The following is a 16,008-nucleotide window of genomic DNA, read 5'->3' on the forward strand; positions in this document are numbered from 1 at the left end:
GCAAAGAGCCCCGTCCATCGAATGGACGGGGCTCCCGCTGTGGCGACCTTCAGGTCAGTGGATCAGGTGATCAGTGGTGGCCGTGGCCGCTGGTGATCTCCTTGTACTCCTCGGCGGTCGGCTTGGCGATCTGGTGGTCCTCGCCGTAGTAGCCCTTGCTGAGCTTGACCCGGAGCTTCTCCATGCGACCGATCTTGCGCTCCACGCCGTTCTCGTCGACGAGGGGGCCGAGCTCGGCCGGCTTGTTCTGCTCGTGCGCCGTGAGCCTGTACAGCTCGCCCTGGCTGAGCGGCTGGTGCACCTCGACGAACTCACCGTGCGGCAGGCGCTTGATGATGCCGGACTCGCGACCGTGCAGCACCTTGTCCTTGTCCCGGCGCTGGAGGCCGAGGCAGATCCGCTTGGTGACGATGAACGCGATGACCGGTCCGGCGAAGAAGAAGATCCGGACGAACCAGGTGATCGAGTTGATCGACAGGTGGAAGTGGGTGGCCCAGAGGTCGTTTCCACCACCGACGAGCATGATCATGTACGCGGTGATCCAGGCGACACCGAAGGCGGTGCGCGTCGGAGCGTTGCGCGGGCGCTGCGCGATGTGGTGCTCGCGCTTGTCCCCGGTGATCCAGGACTCGATGAACGGGTAGACCGCGATGGCCGCGAGGACCACCGGGAAGATCACCAGCGGGATGAACACGCCCAGGACGAGCGTGTGGCCCCAGAGGTTGATCTCCCAGCCCGGCATGACGCGGATCAGACCCTCGGCGAAGCCCATGTACCAGTCGGGCTGGGCGCCGGTGGACACCTGGTCGGGACGGTACGGGCCGAGCGCCCAGATCGGGTTGATCGAGGCGATCGCCGCGATGACCGCGATGACACCGAAGACCAGGAAGAAGAAGCCTCCGGCCTTGGCCATGTAGACCGGCAGCAGCGGCATGCCCACGACGTTCTTGTTCGTACGGCCGGGGCCCTCGAACTGCGTGTGCTTGTGGTAGAAGACCAGGATCAGGTGGGCGACCACCAGACCCAGCATGATGCCGGGCAGCAGCAGGACGTGCGCCGAGTAGAACCGGGCGACGAAGTCGCCGCCGGGGAACTCCCCGCCGAACAGGAACATCGACAGGTACGTGCCGATGATCGGCACGGACAGGATCGCGCCCTGCATGAAGCGGACACCGGTGCCGGAGAGCAGGTCGTCCGGGAGCGAGTAACCGGTGAAGCCGGTGAACATGCCCAGGAAGAACAGCAGGAAGCCGAACAGCCAGTTGATCTCACGCGGCTTGCGGAACGCGCCCGTGAAGAACACGCGCATCATGTGCACGAACATGCCGGCGAGGAAGATCAGCGCCGCCCAGTGGTGGATCTGCCGGATGAGCAGACCACCGCGCACATCGAAGGAGATGTGCATGGTCGAGTTGAACGCCTCGGACATCAGCTGTCCCTGCAGCGGGACGTAGCTGCCGTGGTACTCCACCTCGTTCATCGACGGGTGGAAGAACATCGTCAGGTAGACGCCCGTGAGGATGATGATGATGAAGCTGTAGAGGCAGATCTCACCGAGCATGAAGGACCAGTGGTCCGGGAAGATCTTCCGCATGTTGGCCTTGGCCAGGGAGTAGATCCCGAGGCGGCCGTCGGCCCAGTCGGCGACCCGCTCACCGGCGGGTGCCTTCTTCTTCGTGTCGGTCACAGTGCTCATCCGCGCTCCCAGAAGGACGGGCCGACGGGCTCGTCGAAGTCGCCGAGCGCCTCGAGGAAGCCCTTGTCGTTCACGCCGATCCGCAGCTGCGGGAGGGCGTGGCCGGCCGGGCCGAAGATGACGCGGGCGCCGTCGGAGAGGTCGAAGGTGGACTGGTGGCACGGGCAGAGCACGTGGTGCGTCTGCTGCTCGTACAGCGAGATCGGGCAGCCCACGTGGGTGCAGATCTTCGAGAAGGCGACGATGCCCTCGTGCGACCACTCCAGCTCACGCTTGTCCTTGATGTCGTCCGGCTGAATGCGGACGATCATCAGGGCGGCCTTGGCGATCTGGACCTGGAAGTCGTGGTCGTGCTCCGACAGACCCTCGGGCATGGCGAAGGTCAGCGAGCCGACCGCGACGTCCTCGGGACGCAGCGGCTCGTGCGTGTTCATGTTGATGAGCTGCTTGCCCTTGGCCCACAGGGTGGACCGGAGCTTCTTCTCGGGCAGCGGACCCATGTCACGCAGCAGCACGATGCCGGAGAGCGGCACGAGCGACAGCGCGCCGAACATCGTGTTCCGGATCAGCTTCCGGCGACCCATGCCGGACTCGGCGGCACCGGCCGCGAAGTCCGCCATGACCTTCGCCTTGGTCTCCGGAGAGGCCTCGATCGGGTGACGCTCGTCGGCGATCTCGACGTCGGACATCAGGGTGCGGGCCCAGTGGACCGCTCCCGCGCCGATGAAGAACAGCGCCAGGCCGAGCGTCCATCCCAGGGCGAAGTTGAGCGCGGACACCCGGCCGAACGGCCAGATGTACACGATCTTGTCGACCGGGAAGATCACGTACGAGGCGATGAAGCCGATCGTGGCCAGCATCGACAGCGTGAACATGAAGGCGACCGCACGCTCGGACCGCCGGGCGGCCCGCTCGTCGATGTCCTGGATGCGCGGCTTGTGGGGCGGAAGGCCCGGGTCCGCGAACGGGTCGTCGAGGACCTTCACCGCGCCGTGCGCGGTGTCCTGCTCAGCGGGCAGGTTCTCTTCTGGAATCTCTTGGCTACTCATGACTTCTTGGCCTTAGCGGTGTGGGCCGCGACCCAGACGGCAACTGCGATCAGCGCACCCAGACCGAACACCCAAGCGAACAGACCCTCACTGACCGGGCCGAGACCGCCGAGCGAGAGCCCGCCGGGGCTGTCGGCCTTTTCGCCGTTGACGGCCTGGACGTACGCGATGATGTCCTTCTTCTCCTTCTCCGGCATGGTCGTGTCCGGGAAGGAGGGCATGTTCTGCGGGCCGGTCTGCATGGCCTCGTACAGGTGCTTCGGGCTCACGCCTTCGAGGTTCGGGGCGTACTTGCCGTGCGTCAGCGCGCCGCCCTCACCGGTGAAGTTGTGGCACTGGGCACAGTTGGAACGGAACAGGTCGCCACCACGGGCGATGTCGGCACCGTCGGGGCTGTACTGGCTCGCCTTCGGCGTGATCGGGCCGGCGCCGAGGGAGGCGATGTACGCCGCGAGCTGATCGATCTCAGCCTGCGTGTAGATGACCTTCTTCTTCGGCACCTGGGCGCCCGGCTGCTGGGCCGGCATACGGCCCGTGCCGACCTGGAAGTCCACGGAGGCCGAGCCGACGCCGACCAGGGAGGGGCCGTCAGTGGTGCCCTGACCGCCGGTTCCGTGGCAGCTGGCGCAGCCGACGGAGTAGAGCTTCTTGCCCTCCTCGATGGCGAGGGACTGGGCGGTTTCATCGGCCTTCGCCGTGCCCGCGGGAGCGAACGCGGCGTACAGGCCCCCGGTGGCCGCCAGCGCGAGGAGTAGGACGACGACCGCCGCCAGCGGATGGCGTCGTCGTGCGGAGAGCTTTTTCACGGATTACCCCGGTGTCAGGATCTTCTGCGTCGATGCTTGCTGGATGTGCTCGGGTCCCGGGACCCGATTACTTGATCATGTAGATCGTGGCGAAGAGGCCGATCCAGACGACATCGACGAAGTGCCAGTAGTAGGACACGACGATGGCGGCGGTTGCCTGCTCGTGAGTGAACCTCTTGGCGGCGTACGTCCGGCCCAGGACCAGCAGGAAGGCGATGAGACCGCCCGTCACGTGCAGGCCGTGGAAGCCGGTGGTCAGGTAGAACACCGAGCCGTACGGGTCCGACGAGAGCGAGAGACCCTCGTGCTTGACCAGCTCGGTGTACTCGAAGACCTGGCCGCCGATGAAGATCGCACCCATCACGAACGTGATGATGAACCACGTCCGGAGCTTCTTCACATCGCCCCGCTCGGCGGCGAAGACGCCGAGCTGGCAGGTGAGGGAGGAGAGCACCAGGATCGTGGTGTTGGTCGCCGAGAACGGGAAGTTCAAGGCGTCGGCCTTTTCCGTCCAGAACTCGGGACCGGTCACCGATCGCAGGGTGAAGTACATCGCGAAGAGGGCCGCGAAGAACATCAGCTCGGAACTCAACCAGATGATGGTTCCGACGCTGGTGAGGTTCGGTCGATTGACCGACGGGTGCGCGTGCCCGGTTTCTACTGTCGTTACTGTCGCCACGACCGACATTATGTCGGTCGCTTATCCCGCCCTCACTCCGGGGGGTGCCGTTCGGAGTGTCAGGGGCTCGTGTCCAGCCCGAACGGCCCATCGAAGGGGCCTCCCCGGCGGTGTCGAACCGGTGTTGACGGGGTGTGGGACGGAGTAGCATCCGCCGCATCGGTTGATGACCTTCACGGAGGAACGATGCAGTCGAGCGCCACGGTCCTGGTCTACAGCGACGACGCGAACACGCGGGAGCAGGTGCGCCTGGCTGCCGGGCGCAGGCCCGCGGCCGACGTTCCGCCGGTCGAGTTCTTCGAATGCGCGACACTCCCGGCCGTGCTGAAGCGCCTGGACGAGGGCGGGATCGACGTCTGCGTCCTCGACGGCGAGGCCGTGCCGGCGGGCGGGATGGGCGTGTGCCGGCAGATCAAGGACGAGGTCTTCCAGTGCCCGCCGGTGCTGCTCCTCATCGGCCGCCCGCAGGACGCCTGGCTGGCCACCTGGAGCCGCGCGGACGCCGCTGTCACCCTTCCGGTGGAACCGGTCGAGTTCGCGGCGTCCTTGGCGGCCCTGCTGCGTTCTCGGCTCTCCATCGACGCCTGAGCGGGGCCCTGGAGCCGGCCTGAGCCCTCAGACCAGGGGCTGCAGGCGGGTCGGGTCGGGCTGGTGGGCGGCGCTCTTGGTGTCGGCCACCAGGGCGCTGCCCTGACGCCACTTGTCCCAGGCCAGGTTCCAGTCGCCGAAGCCGTTCCCGAAGGTGTCCATCGTGTCGCCGATGCTGTTGACGGTCTGCACGATGTCACCCGGACGGACGGTCTCGAAGAACCAAGCCGCGTTGCCCGTCGACATGCCGACGCAGCCGTGGCTGACGTTCGCGAAGCCCTGGGAGCCCACGGACCAGGGCGCGGCGTGGACGTACTCCCCGCTCCAGGTCACCCGTGTCGCGTAGTAGACGGGCAGGTCGTACGACTCGGAGCTGCCTTCCGCGATGCCGACGCTGGTGCCCCGCATCCGGACGAAGTACTCCTTGCCGAGGATGACTTTGATGCCGTTACGGGTGGAGAAGCCCGGTTTGCCGGTGGTCACCGGCATGGTCTTGATCACTTCTCCGTTGCGCCGCACGGTCATGGAGTACGAGCCCGCGTCCGCGATGGCCTCGATCCGGTCGCCGATCGTCAGCTTCAGGGGCTTGGACTCCCCGCCGTAGAGCTTGTCGCCGATCTTGACGCCGGCGAGGTTGCCGGTGACCGAGACCGACGCGCCCGCCGGCCAGTACTCCTTCGGGCGGAAGTGCAGCTTCTTGTCGTCGACCCAGTACCAGGAGCCCACGACGGCGGGGGTGGAACGGACCTTGAGGCCGCGTTCGACGACCGCCCGCGCCGCCTTGTCCTTGACGGGGAGGCTGAGGGTGGCGGTGATGGGCTGTCCGACGCCGTAGGTGCCCGCCTCCGGGCCGAACTCCGCGGTCAGCCCCCGCTTGGCCGGGGCCGTCTCGAACGTGAACGTACGCGTGCCAGGGGCGCCGTCCTCGTCCTCCGTGGACACCTTGACGGTGTAACGGCCGCCGGCCGTCAGTGAGCCCGTGGAGCGCCAGCTCTGGCCGTCCGCGGTCAGCTCGCCCGCCAGATGGTGGCCGGTCTCGTCGATGGCCGTCACGTCGGTGATGCGGCCGTCGTCGCCCTTGGCCGTGATCTCCAGCGCCTTGTCCGGGTCGGCCTTCCCGCCGTCCGTGGGGGCGTTGAAGGAGACCTGCTCCGCGGCGTCGTAGGGCTTCGCCGAGAGGGGGTGGCCGTCGGTGCCCGCGCAGGCACCGGCGCTGGCGGTGACCAAGAGGGCCAGAAGAGTGCAGCTCAGAACAGTCCGAATGCGCGGCGTGTCGTTCATGACATCACCGTAAGAACAATCCTCGCGCCCAGCGCGTCGAGTGCTGCAAACGAGGGGCCCGGCCACTTCGCGTGACGAAGTGGCCGGGCCCCTCGGGGTGTTACGGGGTGGTGCTACTGGTTCTGGTTCTCACCGCGGTAGAACTCGAACACCCAGCCGAACAGGCCGACCAGGATCAGCGGAGCCGAGAAGTACAGGATCCACCAGCCCATCGCGACGGCGAGGAAGGCGAGCGCGCCACCGAACGCCAGCGAGAGCGGCTGCCAGCTGTGGGGGGCGAAGAAGCCCACCTCGCCGGCCTCGTCCGCGACGTCGGCCTCCTTGTCGTCCTGTGCCATCGCGTCGACCCGCCGGGCCGTGAAGGCCAGGTAGTAGCCGATCATGATGGAGAGGCCGAAGGCCAGGAAGAGCGCCGTGGTGCCGACCGGCTCCTTCGACCACACGCCATAGACGATCGCCATGGCGAGGATGAAGACGCTCAGCCAGATGAACATCTTGCCCTGGATCTTCACTTGCCGGCCTCCTTGCCACCCGTGAGGGCCACGGCCTCGTGCGGCTTGTTCTCGAGCTGGTCGACAGCCGCGATCTCAGGGTGGTGCAGGTCGAACGCCGGGGATTCGGAACGGATCCGCGGCAGGGTGAGGAAGTTGTGCCGCGGCGGCGGGCAGGAGGTCGCCCACTCCAGCGAACGGCCGTAGCCCCACGGGTCGTCGACCTCGATCTTCTTGCCGTACTTGGCGGTCTTCCACACGTTGTAGAGGAACGGGAGGATCGACAGCCCGAGCAGGAAGGAGGAGATCGTCGAGATCGTGTTCAGCGCGGTGAAGCCGTCGGCGTCGAGGTAGTCCGCGTAACGACGCGGCATGCCCTCGGCACCCAGCCAGTGCTGCACCAGGAACGTGCCGTGGAAGCCGATGAACAGCGTCCAGAACGTGATCTTGCCGAGCCGCTCGTCCAGCATCTTGCCGGTGAACTTCGGCCACCAGAAGTGGAAGCCGGCGAACATCGCGAAGACCACGGTGCCGAAGACGACGTAGTGGAAGTGCGCGACGACGAAGTACGAGTCGGAGACGTGGAAGTCCATCGGCGGCGAGGCCAGGATGACACCCGTCAGACCACCGAAGGTGAAGGTGACCAGGAAGCCGATCGTCCAGAGCATCGGAGTCTCGAAGGACAACGAGCCCTTCCACATCGTTCCGATCCAGTTGAAGAACTTCACGCCCGTCGGTACGGCGATGAGGAACGTCATGAAGGAGAAGAACGGTAGGAGGACGCCACCGGTGACGTACATGTGGTGGGCCCACACGGTCACGGAGAGACCGGCGATCGCGATCGTCGCGGCGATCAGACCGATGTAGCCGAACATCGGCTTGCGGCTGAAGACCGGGATGACCTCGGAGACGATGCCGAAGAACGGCAGCGCGATGATGTACACCTCTGGGTGACCGAAGAACCAGAAGAGGTGTTGCCACAGCAGCGCGCCACCGTTGGACGCGTCGAAGATGTGCGAGCCGAACTTGCGGTCGGCCTCCAGCGCGAAGAGCGCGGCGGCGAGGACCGGGAAGGCGAGCAGGACCAGCACACCGGTCAGCAGCACGTTCCAGGTGAAGATCGGCATACGGAACATCGTCATGCCGGGAGCGCGCATGCAGATGATCGTGGTGATGAAGTTGACCGAGCCGAGGATCGTGCCGAAGCCGGAGAAGGCCAGACCCATGATCCAGAGGTCGGCGCCCACACCCGGCGAGCGGACGGCGTCCGACAGCGGGGAGTAGGCGAACCAGCCGAAGTCGGCGGCGCCCTGCGGGGTGAGGAAGCCACCCACGGCGATGAGCGAGCCGAAGAGGTACAGCCAGTACGCGAACATGTTCAGCCGCGGGAACGCCACGTCGGGCGCGCCGATCTGCAGCGGCATGATCCAGTTCGCGAATCCGGCGAACAGCGGCGTCGCGAACATCAGCAGCATGACGGTGCCATGCATCGTGAACGCCTGGTTGAACTGCTCGTTCGACATGATCTGCGTGCCCGGACGGGCCAGCTCGGCGCGCATGAAGAGCGCCATCAGACCGCCGAAGCAGAAGAAGACGAACGACGTCACGAGGTACATCGTGCCGATCGTCTTGTGGTCGGTGGTGGTCAGCCACTTCACCACGACGTTGCCGGGCTGCTTGCGGCGTACCGGGAGCTCGTTCTCGTACGAGTCCTCAGCCGCGGCCGCACCCTGGGGTTCGTTGAGGATGCTCACAGTTGGTTCTTCTCCGCATTCCTGGCCGGGTCCGTCTGCTCGATGCCAGACGGGATGTAGCCGGTCTGCCCCTTCTCCGCCAGCTCCTTCAGGTGCTGCTGGTAGCGCTCCGGAGAGACCACCTTGACGTTGAAGAGCATCCGGGAGTGGTCGACACCGCAGAGCTCGGCGCACTTGCCGAGGAAGGTGCCCTCCTGGCTCGGGGTCACCTCGAAGACGTTGGTGTGACCCGGGATGACGTCCTGCTTGAACAGGAAGGGGACCACCCAGAAGGAGTGGATGACGTCACGGGAGGTCAGGACGAACCGGACCTTCTCGCCCTTCGGCAGCCACAGGGTCGGGCCCGGGTTGCCGGTCTGCGGGTTCCGGTCACCGGGGATACCGGCGTCGTAGACACCGCCGGCGTTCGCCGGGAACTGGTCCTGGTACTTGTCCGGAATGGCGTCGAGGTTCGGGGCCGTCTGCGCGTCACCCTCCACCCCGGGCACGTTCTCGATGTAGTTGAAGCCCCAGCTCCACTGGTAGCCGACCACGTTGATCGTGTGGGCGGGCTTGTCGGAGAGCGACAGGAGCTTCGACTCGTCGCGTGCGGTGAAGTAGAAGAGCACCGACACGATGATGAGCGGAGTGACCGTGTACAGCGCCTCGATGGGCATGTTGTACCGCGTCTGCGGAGGTACCTCGACCTTGGTGCGGCTGCGCCGGTGGAACATGACGGACCACAGGATCAGCCCCCACACCAGGACGCCCGTGACGAGCGCGGCCGCCCACGAGCCCTGCCAGAGGGAGAGGATCGTGGGAGCCTCTTCCGTGACAGGGGTGGGCATGCCAAGGCGGGGGAAGTCTTCCCAGTTGTACGAGCAGCCGGTGGCTGTCGCCAGGATCAGGCCCGCAGTCAGCACCTGCGGCAGCTTCCGCCGCATCGGGCGCCGAGACGTGGGGGTACCACCCGCGCCTTGGCTGCGGGGGAGGTCGGAGCCGTTGGGACTCACGTAGCGCCTTCCCGAGAGTCTCGGCCCGCGCTGGTGGGCTACGGCCGTCTCGCTGGTCGGTCGCCGCCCCGGCCGCGGGCAGGGGTTTGGATGTTTATGCGGACCAAACCCTACTGGACGCTATTTGGGGTCGCGCGGGGAGGGTGCCCAACGCGCCGTCCGACTCCCCGAAGGGGTGGACGAGATCATTCCGTGGGGGGTCTCCGAGGGGTCCCCGGGCACGCGATCGGCGGTGTGCGCCGGGCATCTGACGCGGGGGCACCTCCGGGCCGGCCGGGCCCGGAGGGACGCGCCGGTGCGGCGCACTACCGTGGTCGGGTGCCCTACTTCGACGCCGCCTCCTCCGCCCCGCTGCACCCCGTCGCCCGCCAGGCGCTGCTCGCCTCCCTGGACGAGGGCTGGGCCGACCCGGCCCGTCTCTACCGCGAGGGGCGCCGCGCCCGGCTGCTCCTGGACGCCGCCCGGGAGGCCGCGGCGGAGGCGGTCGGCTGCCGCCCCGACGAGTTGGTGTTCACTCCTTCGGGGACGCGCGCGGTTCACTCCGGAATTTCCGGCGCCCTCGCGGGGCGTCGGCGTGTCGGAGCCCGGCTCGTGGTGTCGGCGGTCGAACACTCCTCCGTCCTGCACGCCGGCGAGGCGCATGCGGCGGCCGGCGGGTCGCTGACGGAGGTCCCGGTGGGCCGGTCCGGCGCGGTCGACCCCTCGGTGTTCGCGGCGGCCCTGACGGAGGGGACGGCCCTGGCGTGTCTCCAGTCCGCCAACCACGAGGTGGGGACGGTGCAGCCGGTGGGCGAGGTCGCGGAGGCGTGCCGGGAGGCGGGGGTGCCGCTGCTCGTGGACGCGGCGCAGTCGCTGGGCTGGGGGCCGGTGGAGGGTGGCTGGTCACTGCTCGCGGCGAGTGCGCACAAATGGGGCGGACCGGCGGGGGTGGGGCTGCTCGCGGTGCGGAAGGGGGTGCGGTTCGCGCCCCAAGGGCCCGCGGACGAGCGGGAGTCGGGGCGGGCGGCCGGGTTCGAGAACCTGCCGGCGATCGTGGCCGCGGCGGCGTCGCTACGGGCGGTGCGGGCGGAGGCGGAGGCCGAGGGGGCTCGGCTGCGCGGGCTCGTGGACCGGATCCGGGCCAGGGTGCCGGAGCTGCTGTCGGACGTGGAGGTGGTGGGCGACCCGGTGCGCCGGCTCCCTCATCTCGTCACCTTCTCCTGTCTCTATGTCGATGGGGAGACCGTGCTGCACGAGCTGGATCGGGAGGGTTTCTCCGTTTCATCCGGTTCGTCGTGCACCAGCTCGACACTGACGCCCAGCCATGTGCTGCGCGCGATGGGCGTGCTGAGCGAGGGCAACGTGCGGGTGTCGCTGCCGTCCGGGACTCCGGAGGCGGACGTGGACCGGTTCCTGGAGGTACTCCCCGGCGTGGTCGCGGGGGTACGGGAACGGCTGGGCGCCCCGGACGCGGTGATCAGCTCCGGGGCCTCGGGCTCGCTCGTGGTGGACGCGCTGGGCAAGCGCTGCCCGATCCCGGTCATCGAACTGGCGAAGGTGATCGACGACGTCCCGGTCGGCGGGACGGTCACGGTGCTGGCCGACGACGAGGCGGCCCGGCTGGACATCCCGGCGTGGTGCGAGATGCGCGGCCAGGAGTACGTGGGCGAGGAGCCCGCGGCCGAGGGCGGCACGGCGTACGTGGTGCGGCGGGTGGCCTAGTCACCACCGGCGACACGCCCGCGGCCCGGACGGCATGCGCCGAGCCGGGCCGCGGGCGTGGGGCGCGGAGCCCCGGGTTCAGGCGAGGTGGGCCTGGACCTCGGCAGCGGCCTCGTCGCCGTACGCCTTGGTGAAGCGCTCCATGAAGTTCGCGCGGCGCAGCGTGTACTCCTGGGTGCCCAGGGTCTCGATGACCAGCGTGGCGAGCATGCAGCCGACCTGGGCCGCGCGCTCCAGGCTGACGCCCCACGACAGGCCCGTGAGGAAGCCGGCGCGGAAGGCGTCGCCGACGCCGGTCGGGTCGACCTTGGCGTCCTCCTCCGCGCAGCCGACCTCGATGGTCACGCCGTCCTTGCTCTCGATGCGCACACCGCGCGAGCCGAGGGTGGTGACCCGGTGGCCGACGCGGCCGAGGATCTCCTCGTCGCTCCAGCCGGTCTTGGACTCGATCAGGCCCTTCTCGTACTCGTTGGAGAAGAGGTAGGTCGCGCCGTCGAGGAGGGTGCGGATCTCGTCGCCGTCCATGCGCGCGATCTGCTGCGAGAAGTCCGCGGCGAAGGCGATCCCGCGCGCCTTGCACTCCTCCGTGTGGCGCAGCATCGCCTCGGGGTCGTCGGCGCCGATCAGGACGAGGTCGAGGCCGCCCACGCGGTCGGCGACGGCCTTCAGCTCGATCTGCCGGGCCTCGCTCATCGCGCCCGTGTAGAAGGAGCCGATCTGGTTGTGGTCCTTGTCGGTGGTGCAGACGAAGCGGGCGGTGTGTAGGACCTCGGAGATCCGGACCGAGCCGGTGTCGACGCCGTGGCGGTCGAGCCAGGCGCGGTACTCGTCGAAGTCGTAACCGGCCGCTCCCACCAGGATCGGGTTGCCGCCGAGCTGGCCCATGCCGAAGCAGATGTTCGGGCCCACGCCTCCCCTGCGGATGTCGAGGTTGTCGACGAGGAAGGAGAGGGAGACCGTGTGCAGCTGGTCCGCGACGAGCTGGTCTGCGAACCGGCCGGGGAAGGTCATGAGGTGGTCGGTGGCGATGGAGCCGGTGACTGCGATACGCACGGCTGGGCGCTCCTGCGGGACGGAAAGGGGTTGACAGTTCACGCTACCGGCTGGGGGCCGCCCTGCCGAACAGTGGAAACTACCCCAGAGTAGGTCTTTTCCGCGGAGTCATGGCGTGCGTACGGTGCGCGTATGTCCACGTACCCCGCTCCTCGTGAGCATCAGGAGTCCGAGTTCAGCCTGGCCCAGCTGCGCGGAGACAGTGCGCGCATGGCCCCCCACTGGGTGGTTCCGGCGGCCGACGCCCCGACCCCCGTCTCCCCCGCTCTGATCCATGGCGTCGTCGTCCCGCCCGCCTCGGCGCGGCTGATCGGCGCGACCTCCGAATACGGCGACTGAGGGACGACGGAACCGCCCGCTCGCCCATTCCGTCCCACTGATGTCTCCCGGGGACATGCCTTCCGGGTCAGGGACGAAGGAGCGATGTGGTGAGCGGTACGGAGAACCGGCGGATGCGGCACCGGCCGATGCTCGTCGCCTCGGTGGCGGCGAGCGTCCTGCTCGTCGGGGGCGGCGGGGTGTTTCTCGCCGCCACGGCGGCCGACGACGACGCCACCCGGCCGGCCGGGGCTGCCGCTCCCCCGCTGCTGAAGCTCGACGGCGGGAACGGCGACGACGGCGGACCCGGTATCGCGCCGGGCGAGCCCGACCCCAACGGCGGCGGTGTCGTCTACAAGGCGAAGGGCTCCCTGCCCCAAGGGCCCTCGTCGGCCGCGGTCCACCGGCCCGAGGGGAAGGTCACCGAGGCGGACGTGACCCGGCTGGCGCGGGCCCTGGGCATCCCGGGCGCGCCGCGCCTGGAGGGCGGGGTCTGGAAGATCACGCCGGAGAAGGACACCTCCGGCCTGCGGCTCGACGTGGCCGCCGAGGCCCCTGGCAGCTGGACCTTCTCGCCGTACGACGGGGCCCCGGTCGGCGACACCTGCCTGAAGGGCAAGGCATGCCCGCCTCCCGGGGAGACGAAGCCCCCGGGCGGTGGGCCGGTGAGCGAGGCGGCGGCGAAGGCGGCGGCCACCCCCGTGCTGAAGGCGATCGGCCAGGAGGACGCCAAGCTGGACACCGGCCAGCTGATGGGTGCCGTACGCGTGGTCAACGCCGATCCGGTCGTGGGCGGGCTGCCGACGTACGGCTGGTCGACCGGGATCCACGTCGGTCCCGGTGGTCAGCTGATCTCGGGCAGCGGACAGCTGAAGGACCCGGCGAAGGGCCACAGCTATCCGGTGGTCGGGGCGGAGAAGGCCCTGGAGGAGCTGAACAAGGCGTCCTCGGGGCCGGGCTCGATCGGCATCGGCGGCTGCGCCACCGATCCGCCGGCGGGGACGGAGGGCGGCGCGGACACGCCGACGACGACCTGCAAGCCGGACGCGAAGCCGCGGGAGCTGGCGGTCACGGGCGCGGTCTTCGGGCTCGCGTCGCAGTTCGTGGAGGGTGAGCGGGCGCTCGTGCCGTCGTGGCTGTTCACGGTGGAGGCCCAGGCCGGCGCCGAGCCGCACACGGTCGTCCGGACGGCGGTGGCCCCGGAGCACCTGGCGCCCCCGGCGAAGCCCAGTCCGACGACGCCCCCGGCGCAGGACCCCGGCGAGGGAACGGCGCCCGAGCGGCAGCTCACGTCCTACCGGATCGACGGCTCCGGCACGAAGCTCTCGGTGACCTTCTGGGGCGGGGTGTGCAGCGCGTACACGGCGACGGCCGACGAGCGGGCGGACAAGGTCGCCGTGAAGGTGACCGAGCGGCCGATCGACCCGGGCCGGGCCTGCATCGCCATCGCGGTGGAGGTCACCCGGACGGTGACTCTGGAGCAGCCGCTGGGCGCCCGGACGGTCGTGGACGCGAGCGGGGAGTCCGTACCGCGTAAGTGAGGCGCTGACGACGACACACGTACGAAGGCGGCCGCCCCGGACTTCCGGGGCGGCCGCCTTCGTACGTACGTCCGCCGAATCAGCTGAACGAGTCGCCGCAGGCGCAGGAGCCCGTGGCGTTCGGGTTGTCGATCGTGAAGCCCTGCTTCTCGATGGTGTCGACGAAGTCGATGGAGGCGCCGCCCAGGTACGGGGCGCTCATGCGGTCGGTGACGACCTTGACACCGTCGAAGTCCTTGACGACGTCGCCGTCGAGCGAGCGCTCGTCGAAGAAGAGCTGGTAGCGCAGGCCGGAGCAGCCGCCGGGCTGTACGGCGACGCGCAGCGCCAGGTCGTCGCGGCCTTCCTGGTCGAGCAGGGCCTTGACCTTGGCCGCGGCGGCGTCAGACAGGAGGATGCCGTCGCTGACAGTGGTCTTCTCGTCCGATACGGACATCTGCTTCTCTCCCGGGTTGTACGGAGACTGCTTGCCGACGGTTGCAACCGGCGGGGCCCCGGATTCATTCCGGGCGAGGCTCGGCTTTCACGTCTTGTCCCCTTCATGCTCGCACACCCGCTCGCCGTCCGGAGAACGACAAGATCCGATCCGTGGACCGCGAATTCGTCACATCGACACTATGGCCATCGTCAAACTGACGTGAAGCGGTTATGATAGATAGCGTCATTTAGACGAAAAGGTCTTCCGTAGAAAGAAAGGGTGCGTGACGTGACCACCGCCCAGCCCCTGGACGTCCAGCCGACGCCGCTCGCCCTCCTGCTGCTCGGCCGTGAGGCCGACCCCAAGAGCGAGCGCGGAGTGGAGTGTCCCGGCGACCTTCCGTCGCCCTCCGACCCGGACCTCGTGGAGCGTGCCCGCGCCGCCAAGGAGAAGCTCGGGGACAAGGTCTTCGTCCTCGGCCACCACTACCAGCGCGACGAGGTCATCCAGTTCGCCGACGTCACGGGCGACTCCTTCAAGCTCGCCCGCGACGCGGCGGCGCGCCCGGAGGCCGAGTACATCGTCTTCTGCGGTGTGCACTTCATGGCCGAATCGGCCGACATCCTCACCACCGACGACCAGAAGGTCGTCCTGCCCGACCTCGCGGCCGGCTGCTCGATGGCCGACATGGCCACCGCCGAGCAGGTCGCGGAGTGCTGGGACGTGCTGACCGAGGCCGGGGTGGCCGAACAGGTCGTGCCCGTCTCCTACATGAACTCCTCGGCCGACATCAAGGCCTTCACCGGCAAGCACGGGGGCACGATCTGCACCTCGTCGAACGCCAAGCGCGCCCTGGACTGGGCCTTCGAGCAGGGCGAGAAGGTCCTGTTCCTGCCCGACCAGCACCTGGGGCGCAACACCGCGGTGCGCGAGATGGGCATGTCGCTCGACGACTGCGTCCTGTACAACCCGCACAAGCCGAACGGCGGCCTGACCGTCGAGGAGCTGCGGAACGCCAAGATGATCCTGTGGCGGGGTCACTGCTCGGTGCACGGCCGGTTCTCGCTGGACTCGGTCAACGACGTGCGCGAGCGGATCCCGGGCGTCAACGTGCTGGTGCACCCGGAGTGCAAGCACGAGGTCGTGGCCGCGGCGGACTACGTCGGCTCGACGGAGTACATCATCAAGACGCTGGAGGCCGCCCCGGCGGGCTCGAAGTGGGCGATCGGCACGGAGCTCAACCTGGTCCGACGCGTGGCCAACGCGCACCCGGACAAGGAGGTCGTCTTCCTCGACAAGACGGTCTGCTTCTGCTCGACGATGAACCGGATCGACCTGCCGCACCTGGTGTGGGCCCTGGAGTCGCTGGCCGAGGGCAACCTGGTCAACCGGATCGAGGTCGACAAGGAGACCGAGAGCTTCGCGAAGCTGGCGCTGGAGCGGATGCTGGCACTGCCGTAACGGTTCTCCGGTACGTACGCCGAGGGCGCCCCGCACCTGTGCGGGGCGCCCTCGGCGTTCTGCGGCTCCGTCCCGCCCACGGAACGCCGGAGGCCCGGGGGGGGGGGGGGGGGGGGGGGGGGGGGGCCCCCCCCCCCGGGGGGGGGGGGGGGGTGGTGAAGAGCGGCCGCGGGGTACGGA

15 protein-coding genes are annotated in these 16,008 nt (G+C 68.6%); 5 read left to right on the forward strand and 10 right to left on the reverse strand.

Annotated features, from left to right (window positions below):
- Positions 1 to 70 precede the first annotated feature (70 nt).
- The 4 genes from AB0D99_RS20420 to AB0D99_RS20435 form a co-directional block, all read right to left on the reverse strand.
- Positions 71 to 1,696: a cytochrome bc complex cytochrome b subunit gene (locus AB0D99_RS20420; protein ID WP_362363692.1), complete on the reverse strand. Its 1,626-nt coding sequence runs from the start codon at positions 1,694 to 1,696 to the stop codon at positions 71 to 73.
- Entirely contained in the window at positions 1,693 to 2,745 is a 1,053-nt protein-coding gene (locus AB0D99_RS20425; protein ID WP_362363695.1) for a Rieske 2Fe-2S domain-containing protein, read from the reverse strand. Before AB0D99_RS20425 ends, AB0D99_RS20420 begins: the two co-directional genes overlap by 4 nt.
- A complete protein-coding gene (locus tag AB0D99_RS20430) occupies positions 2,742 to 3,551 on the reverse strand; it encodes a c-type cytochrome (protein WP_362363698.1) in 810 nt (269 codons plus the stop codon). Before AB0D99_RS20430 ends, AB0D99_RS20425 begins: the two co-directional genes overlap by 4 nt.
- 67 nt (positions 3,552 to 3,618) lie before the next feature.
- A complete protein-coding gene (locus AB0D99_RS20435; protein ID WP_352189322.1) occupies positions 3,619 to 4,239 on the reverse strand; it encodes a heme-copper oxidase subunit III in 621 nt (206 codons plus the stop codon).
- Positions 4,240 to 4,416: 177 nt separating this feature from the next.
- Here AB0D99_RS20435 and AB0D99_RS20440 point away from each other — a divergent pair, with 177 nt between their 5' ends.
- Entirely contained in the window at positions 4,417 to 4,818 is a 402-nt protein-coding gene (locus AB0D99_RS20440; RefSeq protein WP_362363701.1) for a hypothetical protein, read from the forward strand.
- Positions 4,819 to 4,845: 27 nt separating this feature from the next.
- On the opposite strand, the gene AB0D99_RS20445 is transcribed toward AB0D99_RS20440, so the two are convergent.
- From AB0D99_RS20445 to coxB, 4 genes are all read right to left on the reverse strand, one after another.
- Positions 4,846 to 6,099, reverse strand: coding sequence for an Ig-like domain-containing protein (locus AB0D99_RS20445; protein ID WP_362363704.1), 1,254 nt, complete (start codon positions 6,097 to 6,099; stop codon positions 4,846 to 4,848).
- 113 nt (positions 6,100 to 6,212) lie between these two features.
- The gene (locus tag AB0D99_RS20450; protein WP_362363707.1) at positions 6,213 to 6,611 is read right to left on the reverse strand and encodes a cytochrome c oxidase subunit 4; all 399 of its coding nucleotides are present in this window, start codon (positions 6,609 to 6,611) and stop codon (positions 6,213 to 6,215) included.
- Positions 6,608 to 8,344, reverse strand: a complete 1,737-nt coding sequence (gene ctaD / locus AB0D99_RS20455) for a cytochrome c oxidase subunit I (RefSeq protein ID WP_362363710.1) — start codon at positions 8,342 to 8,344, stop codon at positions 6,608 to 6,610. The genes AB0D99_RS20450 and ctaD overlap by 4 nt, the downstream gene beginning before the upstream one ends.
- The gene (coxB, locus tag AB0D99_RS20460; protein ID WP_362363713.1) at positions 8,341 to 9,267 is read right to left on the reverse strand and encodes a cytochrome c oxidase subunit II; all 927 of its coding nucleotides are present in this window, start codon (positions 9,265 to 9,267) and stop codon (positions 8,341 to 8,343) included. The genes ctaD and coxB overlap by 4 nt, the downstream gene beginning before the upstream one ends.
- A gap of 387 nt (positions 9,268 to 9,654) precedes the next feature.
- Here coxB and AB0D99_RS20465 point away from each other — a divergent pair, with 387 nt between their 5' ends.
- A complete protein-coding gene (locus AB0D99_RS20465; protein ID WP_362363716.1) occupies positions 9,655 to 11,037 on the forward strand; it encodes an aminotransferase class V-fold PLP-dependent enzyme in 1,383 nt (460 codons plus the stop codon).
- A gap of 78 nt (positions 11,038 to 11,115) precedes the next feature.
- Here the strand turns inward: AB0D99_RS20465 and AB0D99_RS20470 are convergent, their stop codons facing one another.
- A complete protein-coding gene (locus AB0D99_RS20470) occupies positions 11,116 to 12,090 on the reverse strand; it encodes a carbohydrate kinase family protein (RefSeq protein WP_362363719.1) in 975 nt (324 codons plus the stop codon).
- 132 nt (positions 12,091 to 12,222) lie between these two features.
- On the opposite strand from AB0D99_RS20470, the gene AB0D99_RS20475 reads away from it, so the two are divergent.
- Positions 12,223 to 12,429 carry a hypothetical protein gene (locus tag AB0D99_RS20475; protein ID WP_362363722.1) on the forward strand — a complete coding sequence of 69 codons (207 nt, stop codon included), beginning with the start codon at positions 12,223 to 12,225 and terminating at the stop codon, positions 12,427 to 12,429.
- 89 nt (positions 12,430 to 12,518) lie between these two features.
- Positions 12,519 to 13,949, forward strand: coding sequence for a hypothetical protein (locus AB0D99_RS20480; RefSeq protein ID WP_362363725.1), 1,431 nt, complete (start codon positions 12,519 to 12,521; stop codon positions 13,947 to 13,949).
- Positions 13,950 to 14,028: 79 nt separating this feature from the next.
- On the opposite strand, the gene AB0D99_RS20485 is transcribed toward AB0D99_RS20480, so the two are convergent.
- On the reverse strand, positions 14,029 to 14,385 hold the full coding sequence (locus AB0D99_RS20485; protein WP_018848827.1) for an iron-sulfur cluster assembly accessory protein: 357 nt from the start codon (positions 14,383 to 14,385) through the stop codon (positions 14,029 to 14,031).
- Between the two features lie 261 nt (positions 14,386 to 14,646).
- On the opposite strand from AB0D99_RS20485, the gene nadA reads away from it, so the two are divergent.
- Positions 14,647 to 15,828: a quinolinate synthase NadA gene (gene nadA, locus AB0D99_RS20490; protein WP_362363728.1), complete on the forward strand. Its 1,182-nt coding sequence runs from the start codon at positions 14,647 to 14,649 to the stop codon at positions 15,826 to 15,828.
- Positions 15,829 to 16,008: the final 180 nt, after the last annotated feature.

Origin of the sequence: Streptomyces sp. NPDC047971, from assembly GCF_040653355.1 — a bacterium.
Taxonomy (GTDB): domain Bacteria; phylum Actinomycetota; class Actinomycetes; order Streptomycetales; family Streptomycetaceae; genus Streptomyces.

Coding starts and splice junctions, on each gene's coding strand:
- AB0D99_RS20420 (WP_362363692.1), bottom strand. CDS start 1,696: ATGAGCACTGTGACCGACACGAAGAAGAAGGCACCCGCCGGTGAGCGG.
- AB0D99_RS20425 (WP_362363695.1), bottom strand. CDS start 2,745: ATGAGTAGCCAAGAGATTCCAGAAGAGAACCTGCCCGCTGAGCAGGAC.
- AB0D99_RS20435 (WP_352189322.1), bottom strand. CDS start 4,239: ATGTCGGTCGTGGCGACAGTAACGACAGTAGAAACCGGGCACGCGCAC.
- AB0D99_RS20440 (WP_362363701.1), top strand. CDS start 4,417: ATGCAGTCGAGCGCCACGGTCCTGGTCTACAGCGACGACGCGAACACG.
- AB0D99_RS20445 (WP_362363704.1), bottom strand. CDS start 6,099: ATGAACGACACGCCGCGCATTCGGACTGTTCTGAGCTGCACTCTTCTG.
- coxB (WP_362363713.1), bottom strand. CDS start 9,267: ATGCGGCGGAAGCTGCCGCAGGTGCTGACTGCGGGCCTGATCCTGGCG.
- AB0D99_RS20475 (WP_362363722.1), top strand. CDS start 12,223: ATGTCCACGTACCCCGCTCCTCGTGAGCATCAGGAGTCCGAGTTCAGC.
- AB0D99_RS20485 (WP_018848827.1), bottom strand. CDS start 14,385: ATGTCCGTATCGGACGAGAAGACCACTGTCAGCGACGGCATCCTCCTG.